The organism is Microbacterium pseudoresistens (assembly GCF_013409745.1).
Classification (GTDB): domain Bacteria; phylum Actinomycetota; class Actinomycetes; order Actinomycetales; family Microbacteriaceae; genus Microbacterium; species Microbacterium pseudoresistens.
In genome coordinates this window covers 429263-452441 of the sequence record NZ_JACCBH010000001.1, presented here as the reverse complement: position 1 = coordinate 452441, position 23179 = coordinate 429263, and the positions used below count along the sequence as shown (strand labels likewise).

Below are 23179 nucleotides of genomic sequence, written 5' to 3'. Positions count from 1 at the left end.
CGGCGGGCGCGGTCACCAGCGCGCTCCCGGGTGGCGGCGGGCGAGCACCTGCATCTCGGCGAGGATGCCCGACAACCAGACGGAATGCTCACCGTTGCGTCCGCCCGCGGCGGAGGGGTGCACGTCGGGCACGGGAACCCCGGCCTCACCGAGCACGGTCGAGACGACGGTGTCGAACCCGTCGCGCAGCTCGGACGGGCGAACGGCTGTGCCGTCGAGGCGGTCGATGAGCGCATCGTCGCGGAACAGCTCGTCGACGTACGGCCAGACGTCGTTCAGCGCGCGCAGCATCCGTCGCCGCGACTTCGCGGTGCCGCCGGCGAGCCGCAGCACCCATTGCACGGCATGGTCGCGGTGGTAGTCGACCTCTTTCGCGGCTTTCTCGGCGATGGCGGCGAGGGTGGCATCCGTGCTCGTGCGCAGTCGGGCGTAGAGCTCGACCATGAAGGTCGCTGCGACGAACTGCCGCGCGATGGTCTGGGCGAAACCGCCGTTGGGCTGCTCGACGAGCCAGCAGCTGCGGAATTCTGCTTCGTCGCGGAAGTAGGCCAGATCGTCTTCGGTGCGTCCGTCCCACGAACCGGCGTATCGCAGCAGCGCCCTGGCGTGCCCGAGCAGGTCGAGCGCGATGTTGCCCAGGGCCACGTCCTCCTCGATCTCGGGGGCGCGCGAGATCCACGCGCCCAGCTGCTGCGACAGGATGAGGGCGTCATCGCCCAGCCGCAGCGCGTATGCGGCGACATCGGCCGACGGGGCGCGCGAGTCCGATCCGGCGAGCTCTGCGCTCAGCCGGAGCGATTCGACCGTGACGTGCGCGGCGGCATCGGCGGTGCTCACAGGTGCGGCACCCCCTCCGATGCCGTGTAGTACACGGCGTGGCGGTAGTTCTTGCCCGCCGCGGTCTCGAAGAAGGCGTCTTTGGCGTCGGGATCGCTCGTCGTGACGTCGTCGGCGCGCACCACCCAGATCGATACGCCCTCGCCGCGGCGCGTGTACAGGTCGCGCGCGTTGCGCACGGCCATCTCGGCATCGGGTGCGAGCAGCGAGCCGACGTGCACGTGGCTGAGTCCGCGGTTCGCGCGCACGAACACCTCCCACAGCGGCCAGGGGTTCGTCGTCGGCTCGGTCATCAGGCCGCCTCCGTTCGGGGCGCCGCCTGCTTCGCGGCGTAGGCGGCCGCGGCCTCGCGCACCCACGCGCCCTCCTCGTGGGCGGTGCGGCGGCGCTGGATGCGCTCGGCGTTGCACGGGCCGTCGCCGCGCAGCACGGCGAAGAAGTCGTCCCAGTCGATCTCGCCCATCGCCGTCACGCCCTGGTCGGCGTCGTAGCGGAGGTCGGGATCGGGCAGCGTCACGCCGAGCGCCTCGGCCTGCGGCACGAGCATCCCGACGAAACGGCGACGCAGCTCGTCGTTGCTGAAGCGCTTGATCTTCCACGCCATCGACTGCGCCGAGTTCGGCGACTGATCGTCGGGCGGGCCGAACATCGCCAGGCTCGGCCAGTACCAGCGGTCCACGGCATCCTGCGCCATCACCCGCTGCTCGGGCGACCCCTGCATGAGCGCGAGCAGGATCTCGAACCCCTGCCGCTGATGGAACGACTCCTCTTTGCAGATGCGCACCATCGCGCGGGCGTACGGGCCGTACGAGGCGCGGCACAGCGGCACCTGGTTGCAGATGGCGGCGCCGTCGACGAGCCAGCCGATCGCGCCCATGTCGGCCCAGGTGGGGGTGGGGTAGTTGAAGATCGAGGAGTAGCGGGCGCGGCCGTCGATGAGCTGGTCGGTCATCTCGTCGCGCGTGATGCCGAGGGTCTGCGCCGCGGAGTAGAGGTAGAGCCCGTGGCCGGCTTCGTCCTGCACCTTCGCTATGAGGATCGCCTTGCGCTTGAGGCTCGGCGCGCGGGTGATCCAGTTGCCCTCGGGCTGCATGCCGATGATCTCGGAGTGCGCGTGCTGGCTGATCTGCCGGATGAGCGTCTTGCGATAGGCCTCCGGCATCCAGTCGCGCGGTTCGATGCGCCGCTCGTTCGCGATGAGGTCGTCGAAGGCGCGCTGCGCGTCGGCGTCGTGCGCGTCCGCGGGGGAGGTCATCATCGACTCCTGTCATAATTACTGACCGATCGTTCAGTAATTATGACACAGGGTGAGGGACGCGCGCGAGAGGGCGGCCCCTCGGGCCTGTTCGATGATCTCGTCGGGCTGAGGCGAAGGCATTCAGTCGTCGGCGGGGGCGACATGCGGGGGCCAGATCGTGGCGCCCAGCTCGCGCGAGATGTTGCGGGCCGTCTCGCGGAGCGCCTGCAGCACGGGGTCGGGGGTCGGCGCCTGCGAGGAGGGGAACACGACGGCCAGCGCCGCCACGATGTCGCCCCTGGCGTCTCCGATCGGTGCCGCCAGCGACGACTCGCCGATGACAGCTTCGTCGAGTTCACTCGCCGCGCCGAGATCGGCGATGCCGGGCAGCTCGAGCGCCAGGCGCGCGGGGTCGGTGACGGTGTCGCCGGTGAGGCTGCGCAGCGGCTCGGCGAACACGGTGCGCTGGAAGCCGAGGTCGTGCGCGAGCAGCACCTTGCCCATGGCCGAGGCATGCGCGGGGATGGCCATTCCGGTCTCCAGCATCTGCGGGCTGTCGTCTGGGCGCAGCACGTGGTGGATGACGAGCACATCGGAGAAGTGCGCGGCACCCAGCCGCACGGCCATGCCTGTGCGGCGGGACAGTTCCTGCGTCCACCGCAGGGCACGGGCGCGCACGTCGAGGGTGTCGAGGTAGACATTGCTCAGGCGTAGGAGCGTGGGGCCGAGCATGTAGCGCTGGCCGCCCCGCTCCTTGGCGACGAAGCCGTGCTCGTGCAACGACTTGACGATGCCGTGCACCGTCGACGGCGACAGCTCCAGGCGCGCGGCGAGCTCGGTGATGCCGAGATGCCGCGCACCCTGGAGCAGTTCGAGAACCCGCGCGGCGCGATCGATCGACTGGATCATGCGGGCTCTCCCCTCCGTGTCGTCGTCGAATCCGGGGAGCGGATCGTCGCACTTGACAATCGAGCCTGAGCCCGTGATATTCGACATTAGCGAAAAGCATTCCAAATCTCTAACCCGATTTCCTCGGGAGGACGACGTCAAGGAGGACGTATGAAGAAGCTCATCAACGCACCCGAGGACGTGCTCGTCGAGTCGCTGCGCGGCCTCGCGCTGGCGCATCCCGAACTCGCCGTCGATTTCGACACGCGCGTGATCACCCGCGCGACGCCGAAAGATCAGGGCAAGGTCGCGCTCCTCTCCGGCGGCGGCTCGGGGCACGAGCCCCTGCACGGCGGATTCGTCGGCCCCGGGATGCTCGACGCGGCCTGCGCCGGCGCGGTGTTCACCTCGCCGACGCCGGACCAGATGCAGGCGGCGACGACGGCGATCGACCGCGGTGCAGGCGTGCTGCACATCGTGAAGAACTACACCGGCGACGTCATGAACTTCGAGATGGCCGCCGAGCTCGCCGCTGCCGAGGGCGTCGAGGTCGCCTCGGTCGTCGTGGCCGACGACGTGGCCGTGCAGGATTCGCTGTACACCGCGGGCCGCCGCGGCGTGGGGCTCACCGTGCTCATGGAGAAGCTGCTCGGGGCTGCCGCCGAAGAGGGGCGAGACCTCGCCGCCGTGCTCGCGTTGGCCGAGAAGATCAACGGCCAGGGCCGCTCGATGGGCATGGCCCTCACCAGCTGCACCGTGCCCGCGGCGGGCAAGCCCACCTTCGATTTGCCCGAGGACGAGATGGAGATCGGCGTCGGCATCCACGGCGAGCCCGGTCGGCACCGTGTTCCGCTGGCCCCGGCGAAGGAGATCGCCGAGCAGCTGGTCGAGCCGATCCTGCACGATCACGACTTCAGCGGAGCACCGGCCATCGTCATGCTCAACGGCATGGGCGGATCGCCCCTGATCGAGCTGTACCTGATGTACGGAGAGGTCGCGGCCCTGCTCGAGAAGGCGGGCGTGCGCATCGCCCGCAACCTCGTCGGCGACTACATCACCTCGCTCGACATGGCGGGTTGCTCGGTCACCCTGCTCAAGGCCGACGACGAGATGCTCGACCTGTGGGACGCACCGGTCAACACCCCGGGTCTGCGCTGGGGCGTCTGACCCGCCGCCGGCCGTTGCCCGATCCACCACACGACACAGGACACCGCATGACGAACATCGACACGACCACCCTCATCGATTGGCTGCACCGCTTCGCGGCGGTCGCGGCAGACAAGCGCGAGTGGCTCACCGAGCTCGACTCCGCGATCGGCGACGCCGACCACGGCGCCAATATGGCCCGCGGCACCGCGGCGGTCATCGAGAAGATCGACGCCGCACCGCCCGCCACGATCGACGAGCTGCTCAAGACCGCGGGGATGACGCTCGTCAGCTCGGTCGGCGGCGCGAGCGGCCCGCTGTACGGCACCTTCTTCCTCCGGATGGGGATGACCGCGGGCGCGGTGACCGAACTGGATGCGGCAGGCTTCGGCGCCGCACTGCGCGCGGGACTGGAGGGCATCGTCGCGCGCGGCAAGCCGGAAGCGGGCGACAAGACGATGTTCGACGCCATGTCACCGGCGCTCGACGCGTACGACGCGGCCGTCGCCGGGGGAACCGACCTGCCCGCCGCCGTGCGCGCGGCGGCGGATGCCGCCGCGACGGGTCGCGACGCGACGACGCCGCTGGTCGCCCGCAAGGGGCGCGCGAGCTACCTGGGCGAGCGCAGCGCCGGCCATCTCGATCCGGGCGCGGCCTCGACCACGCTGCTGTTCGAGACCCTTGCCGACGCGGTCGCCGGATGATCGGCATCGTCGCCGTCTCGCACAGTGCACGACTGGCCGAGGCGGCGATCGAGCTCGCCGGCCAGATGGTGCCCGGCGAGGGCGCCCCGGTGCGCGCGGCAGCCGGGGCGGGGAGCGATCCGGAGGGTGCTCCCATCCTCGGCACGGATGCCACGGCCGTGGCCGCCGCGATCGATGAGCTGGCGGAGCAGACCGAGGGGGTGCTCGTGCTCATGGATCTCGGTTCGGCGGTGATGAGCGCCGAGCTCGCCCTCGAGCTGCGCACGAGCGAGGTGCCGGTGCGGCTCGTGCCCGCCCCGTTCGTGGAGGGCCTGCTCGCGGCGACCGTCACGGCGTCGACGGGCGGCACCTTGGATCAGGCGGCCGACGAGGCGCGTCGCGCGCTGCAGGCCAAGAACGGGCAGCTCGAGGAGACGGGTCCGGTCGGGCAGGGCGCCGCGGAGCCGCCCGCCGAGGCACCGGTACCGGCGGCACCGGGCACGCGCATCGTCACGGTGCGCAACCCGCAGGGCATGCACGCGCGTCCCGCGGCGCTGATCGCCGAAGCCGCCGCCGGCGCCGACGTGCGCGTGCGCCGACTGCCCGATGGGCCCGAGTCACCCGCGGCGAGCATGATGCGCCTGCTCGTGCTCGGCGCCCGCCAGGGCGACGAGGTCGAACTCAGTGGCACGGACGAGGCAGCGCTCGACCGCGTCGCCTCGCTGTTCGACGACGGCTTCGGCGAACTGGACGGGTCGGCTCCGGCCGCGCAGGCGGGGGCCGCTTCTGAGCCGCCCGCACCGCCCGCGGCGCCGTCGTCCCCGCAGGAGACCTCGCCGCTCGCCGCAGGATCGGCGCTCACCGGCCGCGGGGTCAGCGCGGGTCGCGTCGTCGCCCCCGTCGTGCTCCTCGCTCCCGCGCTGTCCGAACCCTCTGCGCAGCCGTCGATCGCCGAGGGCGAGCGCGATGCCGAGGCGGCGCGCATCCAGACCGCTGCATCCGCCGTCGCCGCGCAGCTGCGCGCCCGCGCCGAGGCCGCCACGGGCGAGCCGAAGGCGATCCTCGAGGCGACGACGGCCATGGCCGAAGACCCAGAACTGGCCGCATCCGCCGTCGAGCGGGTGCGCAGCACGGGGATCACCGCGGCGCGCGCCGTGTGGGAGGCCTCCGCCGAGCAGACGGATGCGCTGGCCGCGCTGGGCGGCCGCATGGCCGAGCGCGTGGCCGATGTGCGCGATGTCCGCGACCGTATCATCGCGCAGCTGCTCGGCGCCGAGCTGCCAGGGGTTCCCGATCGCGCAGAGCCGTTCGTGCTCGCCGCGACCGACCTCGCTCCCGCCGATGCCGCCGGCCTCGGCGCGAGCGCGTGCGTCGCTCTCGTGACCGAGCAGGGCGGGCCGACATCGCACACCGCGATCATCGCGCGCGCCCTCGGCATCCCCGCCGTAGTCGGCGCGGCCGGCGCCACGCGCATCCCGTCCGGCACGACGGTGCTCGTCGACGGCACGAGCGGCGCGGTGCAGCTGGATCCCTCCGACGAGCAGGTCGCGCTCGCCGCCGCCGAGGCGGACATTCCCGCCTTCGACGGGCGCGGGCGTCTCTCCGACGGGCAGGCCGTGACTCTGCTCGGCAACGTCGGAGGCGCCGCGGACGCGCAGGCCGCCGCCGAGGCGCGCGCCGAGGGCGTGGGGCTGTTCCGCACCGAGTTCTGCTTCCTCGACCGGCAGGATGCGCCGACCGTCGTCGAGCAGGTCGCCGCCTACCGCGCCGTGCTCGCGCCGTTCTCGGGAAAGCGGGTGGTCGTGCGCACGCTCGACGCGGGCTCCGACAAGCCGCTGCCGTTCGCGACGGCCGAGCACGAGGAGAACCCGGCACTCGGCGTGCGGGGGCTGCGCGTCGCCCAGGGCAATCCCGAGCTGCTCGCCGACCAGCTCTCCGCGATCGCGGTGGCCGCCAAGGCCGAGAACGCGCGCGTCGACGTCATGGCGCCGATGGTCGCGACCGTCGACGAGGCCCGCGCTTTCGCGGAGGCGTGCCGACGTGCGGGGATCGCCCGCTCGGGCGTGATGATCGAGACGCCGGCGGCGGCGCTGCTGGCCGCAGAGATCCTCGACGTCGTCGACTTCGTGAGCCTGGGCACGAACGATCTCGCCCAGTACACGATGGCCGCCGACCGCCTCTCGGCCGAGCTCGGCGACCTCAACGACCCGTGGCAGCCGGCCGTGCTGCGACTGATCCGCCTCGTCGGCGATGCGGGGCGTGCCGCCGAGAGATCGGTGGGAGTGTGCGGTGAGGCGGGCGGTGACGCGTCGCTCGCACCGGTGCTCGTGGGCCTCGGGGTCACGAGCCTGTCGATGACACCGCGCGCGCTGGATCGCGTGGCGGACGCGCTGGCCCGCGTGAGCATCGACGACTGCCGTCGTGCCGCCGAGGCCGCGGTCTCCGCCCCGACGGCCGATGCCGCGCGCGCCGCCGCGAGGGAGGCGCTGGAAGCGGCGTCGTCATGACGACACGGAACGGGGCCGGCGCAGGCGCGCCGAGTATCCTTGAGCGGTGACACTCCGCCTCTACGACACACGTGCACAGCAGCTGCGCGACTTCGTCCCGCTCGATGACTCGAACGTGACGATGTACGTGTGCGGGCCGACGGTGCAGTCCGGCCCCCACATCGGGCACGTGCGCGCCGCGCTGAGCTTCGATCTGCTGCGGCGCTGGCTGGAGAACCGATACGGGCGCGTGACGTTCGTGCGCAACGTCACCGACATCGACGACAAGGTTCTCGTCAACGCCACCGAGAACGAGCCGTGGTGGGCGCTCGCCTACCGTATGGAGCTGGAGTTCTCGCGCGCATATGCCGCGATCGGCATCCTCGCCCCGACGTATGAGCCGCGGGCGACCGGATCCATCCCGCAGATGCACGAGATCATCGCGCGCCTCATCGAGCGCGGCCACGCCTACGCCGCCGCCGACGGCTCGGGGGACGTGTACTTCGACGTGCGCTCCTGGGCGGAATACGGCGCGCTCACCCACCAGTCCCTGGATGCGATGGAGCCGGCCGACGATGCCGACCCGCGCGGCAAGCGCAACCCGCAGGACTTCGCGCTGTGGAAGGGCGCGAAGTCGAGCGAGCCCGCCGACGCCGTCTGGGACTCCCCGTGGGGCGCGGGCCGCCCGGGCTGGCACATCGAGTGCTCGGCCATGTCGCGCCGCTACCTCGGCGCCGAGTTCGACATCCACGGCGGCGGCCTCGACCTGCGCTTCCCCCACCACGAGAACGAGCTCGCCCAATCCACCGCCGCCGGTGACGGATTCGCGCGGTACTGGGTACACAACGGCCTGGTCACCGTGAACGGGCAGAAGATGTCGAAGTCGCTGGGCAACTTCACGCTCGCGTCGACCGTGCTCGATGCGCACGATCCGCTCGTCGTGCGCTACGCGCTCGCTGCGGCCCATTACCGCTCCAGCCTCGATCTGAGCGCATCGTCGTGGACCGAGGCCGAGGCGGCGCTGGGGCGCATCCACTCGTTCCTGGAGCGTGCCGAGCGGGCATCGGTGCGCAACGACGCCCGGCGCGCGGAGCTCGAGGCAGCGATCCGCGCCGGGGGCGCCCTGCCCGACGATGCCGAATACATCCCGATGATCCCCGTCGAGTTCCATGCCGCCATGGATGACGATCTCGGCGTGCCTCAGGCTCTTGCGGTGCTGCACGACCGCGTGCGCCAGGGCAATCAGGCCCTCGACGCCGGCGACGATGCGGCCGCGGAGCGGGTGCTGATCGAGGTGCGTGCGATGACCGCCGTCCTCGGTCTCGACGAGGCGCCCGGCGCATCCGGGGGAGCGGGAGCGGAGGCCTCGGCCCTCGACGCGCTCGTACAGACGATGATCGCCCAGCGCGCGCAGGCGCGGGCCGACAGGGACTGGGCCGCGGCCGACCGCATCCGCGATGCGATCGCCGCCGCCGGAATCATTCTGGAGGACACTCCGGACGGAACGCATTGGAGCATCGATGGCTAAGCCTGGACGTCCGGGAGCGGGCAACAGCAAGAAGAAGGGCGCCACGAAGGGCACCGGCGGGCACAGCCGCAAGGCGCTCGAGGGGCGCGGGCCGACGCCCAAAGCAGAAGACCGCGCCTGGCATCCGGCGGGCAAGCGCAAGGCCGCGCAGGAGCGCTACGCCGCCGCAGGCGGCAAGGGGCGTCCGGGCGGATCGCGCGGCGGTCAGGGAGGTAACGCGAACCGTTCCGGCGGCCGGGGCAAGGCCGACTCCGACACCGAGACGGTCACCGGCCGCAACTCGGTGCTCGAGGCGCTGCGCACGAAGATCCCCGCGACGACCCTCTACATCGCCCAGCGCGTGGAGATGGACGACCGCGTCAAGGAGATGCTCTCCATCGCCCGGCACCGCGAGATCCCCGTCCTCGAGGTCACCCGGCAGGAGCTGGACCGCATGGCCGGCTTCGACGGCGTGCACCAGGGCGTCGCGCTCAAGGTGCCGCCGTACGAGTACGCACACCCCCAGGACCTGCTGGAGCAGATCGTCGATCGCGGCGAGACCCCGCTGCTGGTGGCGTTGGACGGCGTGACGGATCCGCGCAACCTCGGGGCGATCATCCGCTCCACGGCGGCCTTCGGCGGCCACGGCGTGGTGCTGCCGCAGCGCCGTTCGGCCGGTGTCAACTCCGCCGCGTGGAAGACGAGCGCCGGGGCCGCCGCGCGCATCCCCGTCGCGCTCGCCACCAATCTCACCACGCAGCTCAAGGAGTACAAGAAGCAGGGCGTGTTCGTCATCGGCCTGGACGGCGACGGCGACGTGTCACTGCCAGAGCTGCAGCTGGCCGACCAGCCCGTCGTGATCGTCGTGGGCTCGGAGGGCAAGGGGCTCTCGCGCCTTGTCACCGAGACGTGCGACCAGGTCGTCTCCATCCCGATCTCGGCTGTGACCGAGTCGCTCAACGCCGGGATCGCCACCTCGGTGGCGCTGTACCAGGTCGCCACGATCCGCGCCGCGCACGCCGCCACGGAATAAACCCGGAGAGGAAGCGCTTTTCCCTCCATGTCGTCTTCACCGTCGGAAGGAAACGCATGACCCGCATCGCCGTCATCGGAGGAACCGGCTACGCCGGATCGAACATCGTCGCCGAGGCGGTGGAGCGCGGCCACTCGGTGGTCTCGGTCTCGCGCACGGTGCCGACCGAACGGGGCGAGGGCGCCGTCTACGTCGAGGGCACGATCCTCGACGTGCCCGGTCTGCTCGCGCAGCTCGGCGAGGTCGACGTCGTGATCCAGGCGCTCTCGCCGCGCGGCGACATGGTCGGCAAGGTGCGTCCGGCCACGGCCGAGCTGTTCGCCGCCCTGCCTGAGGATGTGCGCCTCGGCGTCGTCGGCGGCGCGGGAGGAAGCCTTGTCGCCCCCGGCGGGCCGCGCGTCATCGACTCCGGCTTTCCCGAGGAGTTCAGGGCGGAGGCCGAGGAGGCGATCGGCGTGCTCGACGACCTGCGTGCCGACGCGAGCGGCAAGGACTGGTTCTTCGTGCATCCCGCCGCCGCCTTCGGCGCCTGGAACCCGGGCGAGCGCACCGGTTCGTACCGCGACGGCGGATCCGTGCTCGTCACGGACGACGCGGGGGAGTCGTTCATCTCGGGTCGCGACCTCGGTGTCGCCTTCGTCGACGAGATCGAGGACCCGAAGCACCATCGGGAGAACTTCACTGTCGGGTACTGATTCCCTCGCCCCGGGCTACACCAGGTCGCGCCAGTCGATCACGCCGGTGTCGTCGCCCACGGGCACAGCACCGGTGACCACGGGCAGGCTCATCGTGTCGGTGGGCGAGCCCATGATGGTCGCCTCGTCGCGTCGATGGCGCAGCACGTCGTTGATGTACGAGGTGAGCACCTCGGCGAGCGGCACCGCCGATCCACGCGCCTGCGACATGTACCAGCGGTGCTCCAGCACCTGATGGAACACCTCTGCGGGTTCGAGCTTCGCCCGCAGGTCGTAGGGGATCGCGCGCACGACCGGCTCGAACACACGCGTGAGCCATTCGTGCGCGTACATCTCCTCGTCCGTCCACTCCTTGGCGGAACGGGCGCGGAACTCGTCGAGGTCGTTGAGCAGGCGCCGCGCCTGGTTCTCCTCCACATCGAGCCCGGTGAGGCGGATGAGTCGTCGCTGGTGGTGCCCCGCGTCGACGACCTTCGGCTCGATCTGCACGCGCGTGCCGTCGTCGGTGGCCTGGATCGACATCTCGCCGATGTCGAATCCCAGCGCGTTCAGACGTTCCACGCGCTCGGTGATCCGCCATGTCTCACCCGCGGCGAACGACTCGTGCTCGGTGAGGGCGGCCCACAGGGCCCGGTACGACGACACGATGCCGTCGGCGATCGCGACGGCATCGACGCCGTGCTCCAGGCGACCGCCCGCGGCGAGGTCCATGATCTCGCCGGCGATGTTCGTGCGCGCCACGTCGAGGTCGTGCCCGCGCTGGCCGTCGGTGAGACCCTTTTCGTGCAGTTCGCCGGTCTCGGCATCCACGAGGTAGGCCGCGAACGCGCCCGCGTCGCGGCGGAACAGCGCGTTGGAGAGCGAGACGTCGCCCCAGAAGAAGCCCACGTTGTGCAGGCGCACGAGCAGCAGGGCGAGCGCGTCGACCAGGCGCGTGGCCGTGTCGGGGCGCAGCACACGGGTGAACAGCGCCCGGTACGGCATCGAGAACTTCAGGTGCGCGGTGACCAGGGCCGCCGGCAGCGGCGCGCCGTCGCGGTCATGGCGCCCGGCGATGACGGCCACGCGCGAGACGCACGGCACGTCGAGGCGGGCGAGATTACCGAGCATCTCGTACTCCCTGCGCGCCATCTCGGCGGTGGTCTCCTTCACCGCGACGACGCGGCCCGACAGATCGGCGAAGCGCACCAAGTGGCGTGAGAGCCCCTTGGGCAGCGACACGATGGTGCGTGAGGGCCACTTGGCCAGCGGGCGATCCCACGGCAGCTCCAGCAAGCCGGGATCCACCGCACTGGCGGTGATGCGCAGGGCGTCGCTCATCGTTTCCTCCCGGCGGCCGGGTTCGCGGTGGAGACGACCGAGGCGCGGGGGACCGTGGTCCGCCCGCGCCTCGATGCCGGTGTCAGGAGGCCGAGACGACCGGCTTCTCGTTCAGACGCTCGCCCGACTCGATGTCGAACAGGTGTACGTGACCCTCGATCGGCGCGAGCACGACGGTCTCGCCGGCGTTCGGGTGACGACGGCCGTCGACGCGCGCCACGATGTCGGTGCGCTTGCCGTCGACCTCGCTGTGGCCGTACAGGTAGCCGTCGGCGCCGAGCTCCTCGACAAGGTCGACGGTGACCGACAGGCCCTGGCCGTCCTCGGGGGCCACGACGATGTCCTCGGGCCGGATGCCGATGGTGACTTCGTTGCCGCTCGCCTTGCCCAGCGCCGCAGACTCGGTGCCGACGACCTTGGTGCCGAAGCGGATCCCGCCCTCGGCGAGGTCGACGGGGAAGAGGTTCATGGCGGGGGAGCCGATGAAGCCGGCGACGAAGACGTTGTTCGGCGTCTCGTACAGGTCGCGCGGGCTGCCCACCTGCTGCAGGATGCCGTCCTTGAGCACGGCGATCCGGTCGCCCATGGTGAGCGCTTCGGTCTGGTCGTGCGTGACGTAGACGGTGGTGACGCCCAGGCGGCGCTGCAGCGACGCGATCTGCGTACGCGTCTGCACGCGCAGCTTGGCGTCGAGGTTCGACAGCGGCTCGTCCATGAGGAATACCTGCGGCTGGCGCACGATCGCGCGGCCCATGGCGACGCGCTGGCGCTGACCGCCCGAGAGCGCCTTCGGCTTGCGGGTCAGGTACTCCTCCAGGTCGAGGAGCTTGGCTGCCTCGAGCACGCGCTTGGCGCGCTCCTCCTTGCCGACGCCGGCGATCTTGAGTGCGAAGCCCATGTTCTCGGCGACGGTCATGTGCGGGTACAGCGCATAGTTCTGGAAGACCATCGCGATGTCGCGGTCCTTCGGCGGAACGTCGGTGACGTCGCGGTCCCCGATGAGGATGCGGCCCTCGTTGACCTCTTCGAGGCCGGCGAGCATGCGCAGCGACGTGGACTTTCCGCATCCGGAGGGGCCGACGAGGACGAGGAACTCGCCGTCTGCGACCTCGAGGTTGAGCTTGTCGACTGCGGGACGCGTACCGCCGGGGTAGAGCCGGGTCGCGTCGTCGAACGTGACGGATGCCATTGTTTTCTCCTTCACCGGCAGGTACGTGCCGGACGATCCGTTGTGATGGAAGCGGCGGAACGACCCGCCGTGGCCCGCCATCGGGCCAGCGCCAGTATGTCACGCGACGGGTGCGCGCGTCCATCCGCGCCTGCGACGTTCTGCGCGTGCGCAGGGCGATTCGTCTGGGGTTTTCTCAGCCTGCCTGGCTAGCATCGTCCTCGGTCCTGTGAACGCAGCGGCCGGGGAGATCCGTCCCCCGATCTGTCTCAAGAGGAACGATGTCGAGCGACGAAACGCCGAACGTACCCACCCCTCGCCATTCGCGCGAGGCGGTCAGGGAGAAGGCACAGCAGGTGCACGCCCAGCAGTCCCGCGCGCGGATCATGCGACGGACGATCATTGCGCTGGTCGCCGTCGTGGTGGTCGGTGCGGCGGGAGCGGGTGTGGCCTGGGCGGTCGGATCGGCCATGTCGAAGCCGACGGCGTCGCCCAGCAACATGGACGATGACGGCGTGGTCGTGCGCGAGGCTTCTTCGACCTCCGTGGCGCAGGGAGCGCCTGATGCGGAAGCGACTCCTTCGTCCGAGACGGATGGCGCCGAGGCGACCCCGACGCCTTCGCCCACGGTCGACGCGGACGCGGTCGACATCCACATCTACGTCGACTACCTCTCGCCCGGTGCCGGCGAGTTCGAGCGGGCGAACACACGTCAGCTCGTGAGCTGGATCGACCAGGGCGCGGCCACCGTGTCGTATCACCCCGTGTCGTTGCTGACCGCCAACTCGAACGGCACGAAGTACTCGCTGCGCGCGGCCGCCGCCGCGGCGTGCGTGGCTTCGTTCGCGCCCGACAAGTTCTATGCCTTCAACCACGAGCTGCTCGTGAACCAGCCCGAGCTCGACAGCGACGGCCGCACCGACATCGAACTGGCCGACCTCGCCCAGGCCGTCGGCGTGGACGACGTCGCCGGTGTGCGCGGCTGCATCGAGAAGAAGAGCTTCACCAGTTGGGCGAAGGATGCCACGAGCCGTGCGCTGGAGGGCCCGCTGCCGGGTTCGGACGACCTCGTGCTCAACGGTGCGCCGATGATCGTCGTGAACGGTCAGGCCTACGCGGGTGCGCTGGACGATCCGGCAGAGTTCTCGCAGTTCGTGCTGTCGATCGCCAGCGACGCCTACTACTCCACGCCCAAGCCCACGCAGACGCCGACGGAGACCCCCGCGGCCTGATCCGGGCGGCGAAGAACGCCTGCCGGCGCCGGTAGGCTGGATCGACGCCGGTCGTTCGCGATGCGGTGCGCCGACTTAGCTCAGCTGGTAGAGCACCTGTCTTGTAAACAGGCGGTCGCGGGTTCGAGTCCCGCAGTCGGCTCCACGTGGCCAGCGGGTCCCTTGCGCTCGGTGGATGCTCGGCCTAGCCTGGCTATCCACCTCAAGAGAAAGGGGGGCTCAACATGGGTTTCTTGGACGATGCGAAAGAGACGATCGGCGAGGCCGCGAAGCAGGCCGGTCGTGCTGTCGAGGACGGTGTCGACAAGCTGAAGGACAAGGCCGACGAGCTCAAGGCCGACGCTGACGTGAAGAAGGCGGAAGCCGAGCGCGACGCCGTCAAGGCGCGCAACGACGTCAAGGACGAACTGCGCGACAACTGAGCTCGCTGACGAAGAGGAGCCCCCTCTCGGCCCGATGGCCGGGAGGGGGCTCCTCTGGGAGAACCCACTTGTCAGGATGACCCCTTGTCCTTCTTGCGCTTCTTGTCCTTCTTCGTCTTCTCCAACGTCGAGGCCGCCACTACGGTCGGCCCGTCCGCCGGCATCGGTGTGAGAAGGGCGTCGGCGTCAACGGGCGAGCGACGCCCCGAAGCGCGCTCGGGCCTGCCCCCGACATACAGCCAGCCCAGCAACTGCTCGTCGGGCGCGAGCCCGTGCGCGGCGGCGACGGCAGGATGCCTCGTGTAGCCGCCGGTGCGCCAGATCACGCCCCAGCCCGCCTCATCGAGCAGCAGGCTCAGCACGTGCGCGACACCCGCGGCCACAGCCTCCTGCTCCCAATGCGGCACCTTCTCGCTGCGGCGGAAGCTCGCCACGACGGCGATGAGCAGCGGCGCTCGCAGGGGCTTGGTCGACGGCTCGTCGGCATCCTGCGCCACCGCGATGGCGGCGCCGAGCCGGTGGCGGGCATCGCCGCGCAGCTCGATGAGCCGCCACGGCTGCAACGAGGAGTGGTCGGCCACGCGGCCGGCCGCGGCGATCAGCGTCAGCAACTCGTCGCGGTCGGGTGCCTCATCGGTCACCTTCGACCACGACCTGCGCGCGAGAACCGCCTCGAGTGCGCTCACTCCTCGCTCTCCGCCGCCTCGCCGCTCGTGGGTCGGAAGCTCAGCGCGACCGAGTTCATGCAGTACCGGTCACCGGTGGGCGTGCCGAAACCGTCGGGGAAGACGTGCCCGAGGTGCGATCCGCAGGCGGCGCAGCGGACTTCGGTGCGCACCATGCCCAGACTGGAGTCCTCGATGAGTTCGACGGCCTCCGGGCGGATCGACTCGTAGAAGCTCGGCCACCCGCACCCGGAGTCGAACTTCGTGCCGCTGCGGAACAGCTCCGCCCCGCACGCGCCGCACGTGTACAGGCCGGCGCGCCCCTCGTCGAGCAGCTCACCGGTCCACGGGCGCTCGGTGGCGGCGGTGCGCAGCACCGCATACTGCTGCGGGTCCAGCTCTTCGCGCCACTGCTCTTCGGTCTTGCTCACGCGGTAGTCCATGGTGCACATCCTCTCGCCTCCATTCTCCCTCCCTCCACGCCAGGTGAGGCCGGTTCCGCGGATCGCGGAGGTGGATGCGCGGCCTCCGCGATCCGCCGACGTAGCCTGAACACGATGACCCAGCAGCTCTCCGACCGAGACCGCGCGATCCTCGACTTCGAGGCGCGCAGGCCGCAGCACGGCGGCGCCAAGGAGGAGGCGATCCGCAACGAGCTCGCCCTCACCCCCGCGCGCTACTACCTGCTGCTGGACCGGATCATCGACGACGGCGCCGCACTGGCTCACGACCCCCTCCTCGTGCAGCGCCTTCGCCGTCGGCGCGACGACGCCGAGCGACGCAGGGCGGCGCGGCTGGCGGGCGCGACCGGCTGACGGGATCGCGCGCCGTCCGACCCGCTCAGGATCGCCCGACAGCGTGCCGCTAACATCGAGGGGTGTCAAAACCCGTACGCGATCGCTTCGACGATGTCCCCCGCGCGCAGGGTCGTGTCGGCGCGCACCGTGCCGAGAACCCGGGCATGAACGGATGGATCGTGCTGCTGTGGTCGTTCGTGGCCGCGCTGGTGCTCATCGTCGGCGGCATCTTCGGGGCGATGGTCGCGATGGGAAAGATCACGCTGGGCCCTGATGCCGTGGCCACCGCGCCCGCCCCGTCGCCCACCGAGACCGGGACGATCGACACCTCGTACGCGGTGCTCGTGCTCAACGCGACCGCCGGCGACGGCCTGGCGGCGGGCATGCGCGACACCGTCGTGAACGCAGGATGGCCCGCGGAGTCCGTGCTCCCCGGCAACGCCGATGTCACCGACTTCCCGGAGACGATCGTCTACTACCAGAGCGACGAGGACCGGGCGGCCGCGCTGGGCCTGGCAGAGGTGATCGGCGGGGCGAAGATCGCCCAGAGCGACGTCTATGCGAACGACGTGAGCGACGGGCAGAAGCAGCTCACCATCGTGATCGGCATGGATCGGGCTCCGGTCCCCGAGGCGCCCGCCGACGGCGGCACGGACGGGTCGACGGACGACTCCGGCGACGGCTCCGCGCAGTAGCGATTCCGGCGGCTTGCACTCGCAGGGGTCGAGTGCCAGAATGGCATTAGCACTCACTGTTGACGAGTGCTAACACTCAACGCCTACGTCCAGGAGGGACGACAGTACTCATGGCAAAGATCATCGCTTTCGATGAGGAGGCCCGTCGCGGTCTCGAGCGCGGCCTGAACATCCTGGCCGACGCTGTCAAGGTGACGCTGGGCCCGCGTGGCCGCAACGTCGTGCTCGAGAAGAAGTGGGGCGCCCCCACGATCACGAACGACGGCGTCTCCATCGCCAAGGAGATCGAGCTCGACGACCCGTACGAGAAGATCGGTGCGGAGCTCGTCAAGGAGGTCGCCAAGAAGACCGACGACGTCGCCGGTGACGGAACCACCACGGCCACCGTCCTCGCCCAGGCGCTCGTCCGCGAGGGCCTGCGCAACGTCGCCGCCGGCGCCGACCCGATCTCGCTCAAGCGCGGTATCGAGAAGGCCGTCGCCGCCATCACCGCCGAGCTCGGGGAGAGCGCGAAGGAGATCGACTCCAAGGAGCAGATCGCCGCGACCGCCTCGATCTCGGCCGCCGACCCGGAGATCGGCGAGCTCATCGCCGAGGCCATCGACAAGGTCGGCAAGGAGGGCGTCGTCACCGTCGAGGAGGCTCAGCAGTTCGGCACCGAGCTCGAGCTCACCGAGGGCATGCGCTTCGACAAGGGCTACCTGAACCCCTACTTCGTGACGGACCCCGACCGCCAGGAGGCCGTCTTCGAGGAGCCCTACATCCTCATCGCGAACCAGAAGATCTCGAACATCAAGGATCTCCTGCCCGTCGTCGACAAGGTGATCCAGGACGGCAAGGAGCTCGTCATCATCGCGGAGGACGTCGAGGGCGAAGCGCTCGCGACTCTCGTGCTGAACAAGATCCGCGGCATCTTCAAGTCCGTCGCCGTCAAGGCCCCCGGCTTCGGCGACCGCCGCAAGGCGCAGCTGGGCGACATCGCCATCCTCACCGGCGGCGAGGTCATCACAGAGGAGGTCGGGCTCAAGCTCGAGAACACCACCCTCGACCTGCTGGGCCGTGCGCGTAAGGTCATCGTCACCAAGGACGAGACCACGATCGTCGAGGGCACCGGCGACGCCGAGCAGATCGCCGGCCGCGTCACGCAGATCCGTCGCGAGATCGAGAACACCGACAGCGACTACGACCGCGAGAAGCTCCAGGAGCGCCTCGCCAAGCTCGCCGGCGGCGTCGCCGTCATCAAGGCGGGTGCGGCGACCGAGGTCGAGCTCAAGGAGCGCAAGCACCGCATCGAAGACGCCGTCCGCAACGCGAAGGCCGCGGTCGAAGAGGGCATCGTCGCCGGTGGCGGTGTGGCCCTCATCCAGTCCGGCACCAAGGCGCTCTCGGGCCTGAAGCTCGAGGGCGACGAGGCGACCGGTGCGAACATCGTCAAGGTCGCCATCGAGGCGCCGCTGAAGCAGATCGCCCTCAATGCGGGCCTTGAGCCCGGCGTCGTCGCGAACAAGGTCTCCGAGCTCCCCGCGGGCCAGGGCCTGAACGCCGCGACCGGCGAGTACGGTGACATGTTCGAGGCGGGCATCATCGATCCGGCCAAGGTCACCCGTTCGGCGCTGCAGAACGCCGCGTCGATCGCCGGCCTGTTCCTCACGACCGAGGCGGTCGTGGCGGACAAGCCCGAGAAGGCTCCGGCTGCTCCGGCCGACCCGACGGGCGGCATGGACTTCTGACAAGCCCCAGAGGAAGACCCCCGGCGTGCATTCGCCGGGGGTCTTCCTTGTCTGCGGGCGGGGCGGCCCGGATGACCAGAACTCAGCGGAACAGCGACGCGGAGTAGTCCTCGGCCTGCACGTACTGATGGCCGGCGTGGTGCAGCGCCTCGCTGATCGCCGCGAGAGCCTGCTCCAGGTGCGCCTGTGCGCCGTGCCACTGCTCGGCGGCGTTCTGGAACGAGGAGGCCGCGTGGCCGGTCCACGTGCTCTGCAGGGTGCTGAGCTGACCGCGCAGCGTGGCGGACTCGGTCTGCAGACGCTCGACGGTTGCGCGCAGCGCGGTGGTGGTGCTGAAGACGGCGTCGGTGTCGACGGTGAAGGTGGACATCGGGTGTTCCTTTCCGGAGGGATCGTGTGCCATCGACGGTACGGATCGCCGGGTCGGCGCACGGCGCGAAAAGCACGACCGGTGGACAGGATCCACGAGTGCACGACTGGGGAGGAGAACCGCTCAGACATCCAGCCGCGGCAGCGGCTGCGTGTCCTGCAGCAGATGCTCCGGCGTCGCCCGGGCCGGTGCGAGGGGGAGCGAGACGGTGAAGCTCGCTCCGCCGCCGGGCGTCTCGGTCACATCGACCGATCCGTTCAGGGCATGCAGGATCGAGGCGACGATCGCCAGGCCCAGGCCAGAGCCTCCGGTCTCTCTGGTGCGCGAGGAGTCGGCACGCCAGAAGCGCTGGAAGATCTGCTCCTGGATCTGCTCCGGCACGCCCTCGCCGTGATCCACGATGCGGAACCACCCGACGCCCTTGTGCCGATCGGCGCCGACCTCGATCTCGATGGGCGAGTCCGGCGGCGAGAAGCGGCGGGCGTTGCCGAGCAGGTTGGCAATGACCTGGCGCACCTTGTTCTCCTCGCCCAGTACGATCGGCGGCGTGCTCACCGGGGCGACAGCGGGCTCGGAGAAGTCGATCTCGGGCACGGCGGCCTCGTCTTTGGCGCGGGGCCGGAAGGGCGGCCGCAGGCGGGACAGCGGGCTCGGGGAGCGGCCCTTCGCCGGCCGTGTCTCTGCTGCTGAAGCGCTCGGCGTTCGCCCGGCGCGGTCGTTGCGCGCCGGGGCCGCGGCGACAGGATCGGCGGTGGTGTCGACCACGCGCACGCTGCGCTGCGGGGCCGCGGCACGCACATCGAGCGCGGCATCCTGTGCGAGCGGACGCAGATCGAGCGGTGCGATCGAAAGCTCGCGCTGCTCGTCGAGACGGGCCAGCGCGAGCAGGTCTTCGACGAGCACGCCCATCCGCAGCGCCTCCTTCTCGATGCGGTCCATCGCGCGGCCGGTGTCCTCCTCACCGGTGATCGCGCCCATCCGGTACAGTTCCGCGTATCCGCGCACGCTCACCAGCGGAGTGCGCAACTCGTGGCTGGCATCGCCGATGAAGCGGCGCATCTGCTGCACCGAACGGTCGCGCTGGGCGAGCGAGGCGTCGACCCGGTCGAGCATCGTGTTGATCGCGGAGTTGAGCCGGCCGACCTCCGTCGTGGGCTCGAGGTCGGTGAGCCGCTGGCTGAAATCGCCCGCGGCGATCGACATGGCGGTGGACTCCACCTGCCCGAGGCGGCGGAAGGTGAGCGTGACCAGGCCGCGCGTCAGCAGCGCGGCGATGAGGATCGTGATGAGGGCGATCGTGGTGAACACCCCGAAGTACGTCGCGATGATCCGGTCGGCCTCCTCGATGGGCAGGGCGACGAGCTGGATGTAGTAGGTGCCCTGGATCTCCTGCGGTGCGACGGCGGCATGGAAGACCTCGCCGTCGCCTGCCTCGAGCAGGATCGGGATGGCGTCGACGTTGTCGGTGGCCTCCTGCAGCGTGTACGTCGCGGGGAACACGGGCCGCGGCGCGCCGATCGCCCCGCCGGCCTGCCCGATGGGCGTGCCGTCGGGCGCGTAGAACGCGACGATGTAGTCGGTGGCGCGCGGGCTGCCCTCGCGCGGCGTGAACACGAGTCGCCCGTCGGCGGTGGATGCGGTGAAGAAGCGCTCGGCGAGGTTCGTCGACAGCAGCGACGGCAGCTGCGCATCGATGTTGCTCAGCAGAGAATTGCGCAGGATCGGCACGGTGCCGATGCCGGTGACGATCAGGCCGAGCGCGAGCACGCCGACAGTGACCCCGGTGACCTTCGCGCGCAGGCTGATCCTGCGCCACCACCGGGTGACACCGTCGGCCTTGTGTGCCATGTCAGGCCGACTTGCCCACCTTGAGCATGTAGCCGAAGCCGCGCTTGGTCTGGATCAGCGGCTCGTCGGTGTGCGGGTCGATCTTGCGCCGCAGGTACGAGATGTAGCTCTCCACGATTCCGGCGTCGCCGTTGAAGTCGTATTCCCACACGTGGTCGAGGATCTGCGCCTTCGACAGCACGCGGTTGGGGTTGAGCATGAGGTAGCGCAGCAGCTTGAACTCGGTGGGGCTCAGCTCGATCGCGACGGAGCCGACGAACACGTCGTGCGTGTCCTGATCCATCGACAGCTCGCCGGCGCGGATCACCGACTCCTCGTCGGCCTGCATGGTGCGGCGCAGGATCGCCTGCACGCGGGCGACGATCTCGTCGAGGCTGAACGGCTTGGTGACGTAGTCGTCGCCGCCGGCGTTGAGGCCCTCGATCTTGTCCTCGGTCTCGTCCTTGGCGGTGAGGAACAGGATCGGGGCGGTGAATCCGGCACCGCGCAGTCGCTTGGTGACGCTGAACCCGTTCATGTCGGGAAGCATGACGTCGAGGATGATGAGGTCGGGCTCCTCTTCCAGGACTGCCGAGATGGTGGCGGCGCCGTTGGCGACGGTCTTCACCGAGTATCCGGCGAAGCCGAGGCCCGCGGAGAGCAGGTCACGGATGTTCGGCTCGTCGTCGACGACCAGGATGCGCGCATCAGTCATGCCCCCATTATGGTGACTCGAGCCATGCATGTCCTGGATTCGGCGGGAAACTTCCCTGCGCACGTCGGACGGGACGCTCAGGCGGCCAGCTCGTGGGCGTCCATGATGGTGTAGCTGTAGCCCTGCTCGGCGAGGAACCGCTGGCGGTTCTGGGCGTAGTCCTGATCGACCGTGTCGCGGGCGACGAGTGTGTAGAAGCTCGCCGTGTGATCCGACTGCTTCGGCCGCAGGAGGCGCCCCAGACGCTGCGCCTCCTCCTGCCGGGACCCGAACGACCCGGAGACCTGGATGGCGACGGAAGCCTCGGGCAGGTCGACGGAGAAGTTCGCCACCTTCGAGACGACGAGCAGCGAGATCTCGCCCTCACGGAACCGGCGGTACAGCTCCTCGCGCTCGTCGACGGGTGTGGCGCCGGTGATCTGCGGGGCGTTCAGCGCATCCGAGAGCGTGTCGAGCTGATCCAGGTACTGACCGATCACGAGGATGCGCTCGCCGGGGTGCTTGGCGATGAGCTCGCGCACGGCGGCGATCTTCGCCGGGGCGGAGGCGGCGAGCCGGTAACGCTCGTCGTCGGTGGCCGCGGCGTATTCGAGGCGGTCGCTCGGCGGCAGATCCACTCGCACCTCGTAGCACGCCGCGGGCGAGATGAAGCCCTGCGCCTCGATCTGCTTCCACGGCGCATCGAAGCGCTTGGGCCCGATGAGGCTGAACACGTCGCCCTCACGGCCGTCCTCGCGCACGAGCGTGGCGGTCAGGCCGATGCGCCGGCGCGCCTGCAGGTCGGCGGTGAGCTTGAACACGGGCGCGGGCAGCAGGTGCACCTCGTCGTAGACCACCAGGCCCCAGTCCATCTCGTCGAGCAGCGACAGGTGGGCGTACTGGCCCTTCCTCTTCGCGGTGAGGATCTGGTAGGTCGCGATCGTGACCGGCTTGACCTCCTTGACCTGCCCGGAGTACTCGCCGATCTCGTCCTCCGTGAGGCTCGTGCGGGTGAGCAGTTCGTCGCGCCACTGGCGGGCCGAGACGGTGTTGGTCACGAGGATGAGCGTGGTGGTGCCGGTGGCGGCCATGGCGGCGGCGCCGACGATCGTCTTGCCGGCGCCGCAGGGCAGTACGACTACGCCGGAGCCGTCTTTCACGAAGGCGTCGACGGCCTGCTGCTGGTACGGGCGCAGCTGCCAGCCGTCCTCGGCGAGTTCGATCTCGTGCGGGGTGCCCGGCGTGTAGCCGGCGAGATCCTCGGCGGGCCAGCCGATCTTCAGCAGCTCCTGTTTGATCTGCCCTCGCGCCCAGGCGTCGATGACGTGCCGATCGGGCGCGGGATGGCCGATGAGCAGCGGTTGGATGCGCTTGCTGCCGGCCACCTGGGTGAGGATCGCGGGGTCGTCGGAGCGCAGGACGAGGGTGCCCTCGTCATCGCGCTCGATGACGATGCGTCCGTATCGCTGCACGGTCTCACGGATGTCTGTCGCCACCGACGGCGGCACGGGGAAGCGCGACCAGCGGTCGAGAGTGTCGAGCATGTCGTCGGCGGTGTGACCGGCCGCCCGCGCGTTCCACAGTCCGAGCCGGGTGATGCGGTACGTGTGGATGTGCTCCGGGGCGCGTTCGAGCTCGGCGAAGATCGCCAGCTCGTGGCGGGCGGCCTCGGCGTCGGCGTGAGCGACCTCGAGCAGGACGGTGCGATCGCTCTGAACGATCAAGGGGCCATCAGACATAGCCGTCC

23 protein-coding genes and 1 tRNA gene are annotated in these 23179 nt (G+C 70.2%); 12 read left to right on the top strand and 12 right to left on the bottom strand.

The genetic code is table 11. The features are described from left to right. Nucleotides 1-12: 12 nt before the first annotated feature. From paaC to BKA02_RS02200, 4 genes are all read right to left on the bottom strand, one after another. Nucleotides 13-837, bottom strand: coding sequence for a 1,2-phenylacetyl-CoA epoxidase subunit PaaC (paaC, locus tag BKA02_RS02215; protein ID WP_343045319.1), 825 nt, complete (start codon nt 835-837; stop codon nt 13-15). After that, on the bottom strand, nt 834-1130 hold the full coding sequence (paaB, locus tag BKA02_RS02210) for a 1,2-phenylacetyl-CoA epoxidase subunit PaaB (protein ID WP_179430877.1): 297 nt from the start codon (nt 1128-1130) through the stop codon (nt 834-836). Before paaB ends, paaC begins: the two co-directional genes overlap by 4 nt. Continuing rightward, nucleotides 1130-2092 carry a 1,2-phenylacetyl-CoA epoxidase subunit PaaA gene (paaA, locus tag BKA02_RS02205; RefSeq protein WP_370467887.1) on the bottom strand — a complete coding sequence of 321 codons (963 nt, stop codon included), beginning with the start codon at nt 2090-2092 and terminating at the stop codon, nt 1130-1132. Before paaA ends, paaB begins: the two co-directional genes overlap by 1 nt. Nucleotides 2093-2215: 123 nt before the next feature. Then, nucleotides 2216-2983 carry an IclR family transcriptional regulator gene (locus tag BKA02_RS02200; RefSeq protein ID WP_179430873.1) on the bottom strand — a complete coding sequence of 256 codons (768 nt, stop codon included), beginning with the start codon at nt 2981-2983 and terminating at the stop codon, nt 2216-2218. Between the two features lie 150 nt (nt 2984-3133). Between BKA02_RS02200 and dhaK the strand changes: the two genes are divergently transcribed. The 6 genes from dhaK to BKA02_RS02170 are packed head-to-tail and all read left to right on the top strand — an operon-like array spanning nt 3134 to nt 10512. Continuing rightward, nucleotides 3134-4129 carry a dihydroxyacetone kinase subunit DhaK gene (dhaK, locus tag BKA02_RS02195; protein ID WP_179430871.1) on the top strand — a complete coding sequence of 332 codons (996 nt, stop codon included), beginning with the start codon at nt 3134-3136 and terminating at the stop codon, nt 4127-4129. Between the two features lie 47 nt (nt 4130-4176). Beyond that, entirely contained in the window at nt 4177-4812 is a 636-nt protein-coding gene (gene dhaL, locus BKA02_RS02190) for a dihydroxyacetone kinase subunit DhaL (protein ID WP_179430869.1), read from the top strand. Continuing rightward, entirely contained in the window at nt 4809-7298 is a 2490-nt protein-coding gene (ptsP, locus tag BKA02_RS02185) for a phosphoenolpyruvate--protein phosphotransferase (RefSeq protein WP_179430867.1), read from the top strand. The genes dhaL and ptsP overlap by 4 nt, the downstream gene beginning before the upstream one ends. A gap of 46 nt (nt 7299-7344) precedes the next feature. Next, complete coding sequence (gene cysS / locus BKA02_RS02180; protein WP_179430865.1) at nt 7345-8805, top strand: cysteine--tRNA ligase; 1461 nt, start codon at nt 7345-7347, stop codon at nt 8803-8805. After that, a complete protein-coding gene (rlmB, locus tag BKA02_RS02175) occupies nt 8798-9817 on the top strand; it encodes a 23S rRNA (guanosine(2251)-2'-O)-methyltransferase RlmB (protein ID WP_179430863.1) in 1020 nt (339 codons plus the stop codon). The genes cysS and rlmB overlap by 8 nt, the downstream gene beginning before the upstream one ends. A 56-nt stretch (nt 9818-9873) precedes the next feature. Continuing rightward, entirely contained in the window at nt 9874-10512 is a 639-nt protein-coding gene (locus BKA02_RS02170; RefSeq protein WP_179430861.1) for an NAD(P)-dependent oxidoreductase, read from the top strand. A 15-nt stretch (nt 10513-10527) separates the two neighbouring features. Here BKA02_RS02170 and BKA02_RS02165 read toward each other — a convergent pair whose 3' ends face one another. Then, nucleotides 10528-11832 (bottom strand): DUF4032 domain-containing protein, encoded by a 1305-nt coding sequence (locus tag BKA02_RS02165; RefSeq protein ID WP_179430859.1) that lies wholly within the window; start codon nt 11830-11832, stop codon nt 10528-10530. Between the two features lie 82 nt (nt 11833-11914). Then, nucleotides 11915-13021, bottom strand: a complete 1107-nt coding sequence (locus tag BKA02_RS02160) for an ABC transporter ATP-binding protein (protein ID WP_179430857.1) — start codon at nt 13019-13021, stop codon at nt 11915-11917. 260 nt (nt 13022-13281) lie between these two features. On the opposite strand from BKA02_RS02160, the gene BKA02_RS02155 reads away from it, so the two are divergent. The 3 genes from BKA02_RS02155 (at nt 13282) to BKA02_RS02145 (ending at nt 14654) form a co-directional block, all read left to right on the top strand. Further along, complete coding sequence (locus tag BKA02_RS02155; protein ID WP_179430855.1) at nt 13282-14232, top strand: DsbA family protein; 951 nt, start codon at nt 13282-13284, stop codon at nt 14230-14232. A 69-nt stretch (nt 14233-14301) separates the two neighbouring features. Beyond that, nucleotides 14302-14377 (top strand) — tRNA-Thr (locus BKA02_RS02150). Between the two features lie 79 nt (nt 14378-14456). Then, a complete protein-coding gene (locus BKA02_RS02145; protein ID WP_179430853.1) occupies nt 14457-14654 on the top strand; it encodes a hypothetical protein in 198 nt (65 codons plus the stop codon). Between the two features lie 71 nt (nt 14655-14725). Here the strand turns inward: BKA02_RS02145 and BKA02_RS02140 are convergent, their stop codons facing one another. After that, on the bottom strand, nt 14726-15340 hold the full coding sequence (locus BKA02_RS02140; protein ID WP_179430851.1) for a nitroreductase family protein: 615 nt from the start codon (nt 15338-15340) through the stop codon (nt 14726-14728). Continuing rightward, nucleotides 15337-15762, bottom strand: coding sequence for a peptide-methionine (R)-S-oxide reductase MsrB (msrB, locus tag BKA02_RS02135; RefSeq protein ID WP_179430849.1), 426 nt, complete (start codon nt 15760-15762; stop codon nt 15337-15339). The genes BKA02_RS02140 and msrB overlap by 4 nt, the downstream gene beginning before the upstream one ends. Nucleotides 15763-15876: 114 nt before the next feature. Between msrB and BKA02_RS02130 the strand changes: the two genes are divergently transcribed. The 3 genes from BKA02_RS02130 to groL all read left to right on the top strand — a co-directional run bounded on the left by BKA02_RS02130 (nt 15877) and on the right by groL (nt 18541). Further along, nucleotides 15877-16134: a DUF3263 domain-containing protein gene (locus tag BKA02_RS02130; RefSeq protein ID WP_179430847.1), complete on the top strand. Its 258-nt coding sequence runs from the start codon at nt 15877-15879 to the stop codon at nt 16132-16134. Nucleotides 16135-16196: 62 nt separating this feature from the next. Continuing rightward, the gene (locus BKA02_RS02125) at nt 16197-16811 is read left to right on the top strand and encodes a LytR C-terminal domain-containing protein (protein WP_343045318.1); all 615 of its coding nucleotides are present in this window, start codon (nt 16197-16199) and stop codon (nt 16809-16811) included. A 110-nt stretch (nt 16812-16921) separates the two neighbouring features. After that, the gene (gene groL / locus BKA02_RS02120; protein WP_179430845.1) at nt 16922-18541 is read left to right on the top strand and encodes a chaperonin GroEL; all 1620 of its coding nucleotides are present in this window, start codon (nt 16922-16924) and stop codon (nt 18539-18541) included. A gap of 82 nt (nt 18542-18623) precedes the next feature. Here groL and BKA02_RS02115 read toward each other — a convergent pair whose 3' ends face one another. From BKA02_RS02115 to BKA02_RS02100, 4 genes are all read right to left on the bottom strand, one after another. Beyond that, nucleotides 18624-18911 carry a WXG100 family type VII secretion target gene (locus BKA02_RS02115; protein WP_179430843.1) on the bottom strand — a complete coding sequence of 96 codons (288 nt, stop codon included), beginning with the start codon at nt 18909-18911 and terminating at the stop codon, nt 18624-18626. A 123-nt stretch (nt 18912-19034) separates the two neighbouring features. After that, nucleotides 19035-20759, bottom strand: coding sequence for a sensor histidine kinase (locus BKA02_RS02110; protein ID WP_179430841.1), 1725 nt, complete (start codon nt 20757-20759; stop codon nt 19035-19037). A 1-nt stretch (nt 20760) separates the two neighbouring features. After that, nucleotides 20761-21453: a response regulator transcription factor gene (locus BKA02_RS02105; RefSeq protein ID WP_179430839.1), complete on the bottom strand. Its 693-nt coding sequence runs from the start codon at nt 21451-21453 to the stop codon at nt 20761-20763. A 77-nt stretch (nt 21454-21530) separates the two neighbouring features. Continuing rightward, nucleotides 21531-23171, bottom strand: coding sequence for a DNA repair helicase XPB (locus tag BKA02_RS02100; RefSeq protein ID WP_179430837.1), 1641 nt, complete (start codon nt 23169-23171; stop codon nt 21531-21533). Between the last annotated feature and the right edge of the window lie 8 nt (nt 23172-23179).

Bases quoted from the DNA above. Each gene is read 5' to 3' on its own strand.
- paaB (WP_179430877.1), bottom strand. From the start codon at position 1,130: ATGACCGAGCCGACGACGAACCCCTGGCCGCTGTGGGAGGTGTTCGTG.
- paaA (WP_370467887.1), bottom strand. From the start codon at position 2,092: ATGACCTCCCCCGCGGACGCGCACGACGCCGACGCGCAGCGCGCCTTC.
- BKA02_RS02200 (WP_179430873.1), bottom strand. From the start codon at position 2,983: ATGATCCAGTCGATCGATCGCGCCGCGCGGGTTCTCGAACTGCTCCAG.
- dhaK (WP_179430871.1), top strand. From the start codon at position 3,134: ATGAAGAAGCTCATCAACGCACCCGAGGACGTGCTCGTCGAGTCGCTG.
- dhaL (WP_179430869.1), top strand. From the start codon at position 4,177: ATGACGAACATCGACACGACCACCCTCATCGATTGGCTGCACCGCTTC.
- ptsP (WP_179430867.1), top strand. From the start codon at position 4,809: ATGATCGGCATCGTCGCCGTCTCGCACAGTGCACGACTGGCCGAGGCG.
- rlmB (WP_179430863.1), top strand. From the start codon at position 8,798: ATGGCTAAGCCTGGACGTCCGGGAGCGGGCAACAGCAAGAAGAAGGGC.
- BKA02_RS02170 (WP_179430861.1), top strand. From the start codon at position 9,874: ATGACCCGCATCGCCGTCATCGGAGGAACCGGCTACGCCGGATCGAAC.
- BKA02_RS02165 (WP_179430859.1), bottom strand. From the start codon at position 11,832: ATGAGCGACGCCCTGCGCATCACCGCCAGTGCGGTGGATCCCGGCTTG.
- BKA02_RS02160 (WP_179430857.1), bottom strand. From the start codon at position 13,021: ATGGCATCCGTCACGTTCGACGACGCGACCCGGCTCTACCCCGGCGGT.
- BKA02_RS02155 (WP_179430855.1), top strand. From the start codon at position 13,282: ATGTCGAGCGACGAAACGCCGAACGTACCCACCCCTCGCCATTCGCGC.
- BKA02_RS02145 (WP_179430853.1), top strand. From the start codon at position 14,457: ATGGGTTTCTTGGACGATGCGAAAGAGACGATCGGCGAGGCCGCGAAG.
- msrB (WP_179430849.1), bottom strand. From the start codon at position 15,762: ATGGACTACCGCGTGAGCAAGACCGAAGAGCAGTGGCGCGAAGAGCTG.
- BKA02_RS02130 (WP_179430847.1), top strand. From the start codon at position 15,877: ATGACCCAGCAGCTCTCCGACCGAGACCGCGCGATCCTCGACTTCGAG.
- groL (WP_179430845.1), top strand. From the start codon at position 16,922: ATGGCAAAGATCATCGCTTTCGATGAGGAGGCCCGTCGCGGTCTCGAG.
- BKA02_RS02115 (WP_179430843.1), bottom strand. From the start codon at position 18,911: ATGTCCACCTTCACCGTCGACACCGACGCCGTCTTCAGCACCACCACC.
- BKA02_RS02110 (WP_179430841.1), bottom strand. From the start codon at position 20,759: ATGGCACACAAGGCCGACGGTGTCACCCGGTGGTGGCGCAGGATCAGC.
- BKA02_RS02105 (WP_179430839.1), bottom strand. From the start codon at position 21,453: ATGACTGATGCGCGCATCCTGGTCGTCGACGACGAGCCGAACATCCGT.
- BKA02_RS02100 (WP_179430837.1), bottom strand. From the start codon at position 23,171: ATGTCTGATGGCCCCTTGATCGTTCAGAGCGATCGCACCGTCCTGCTC.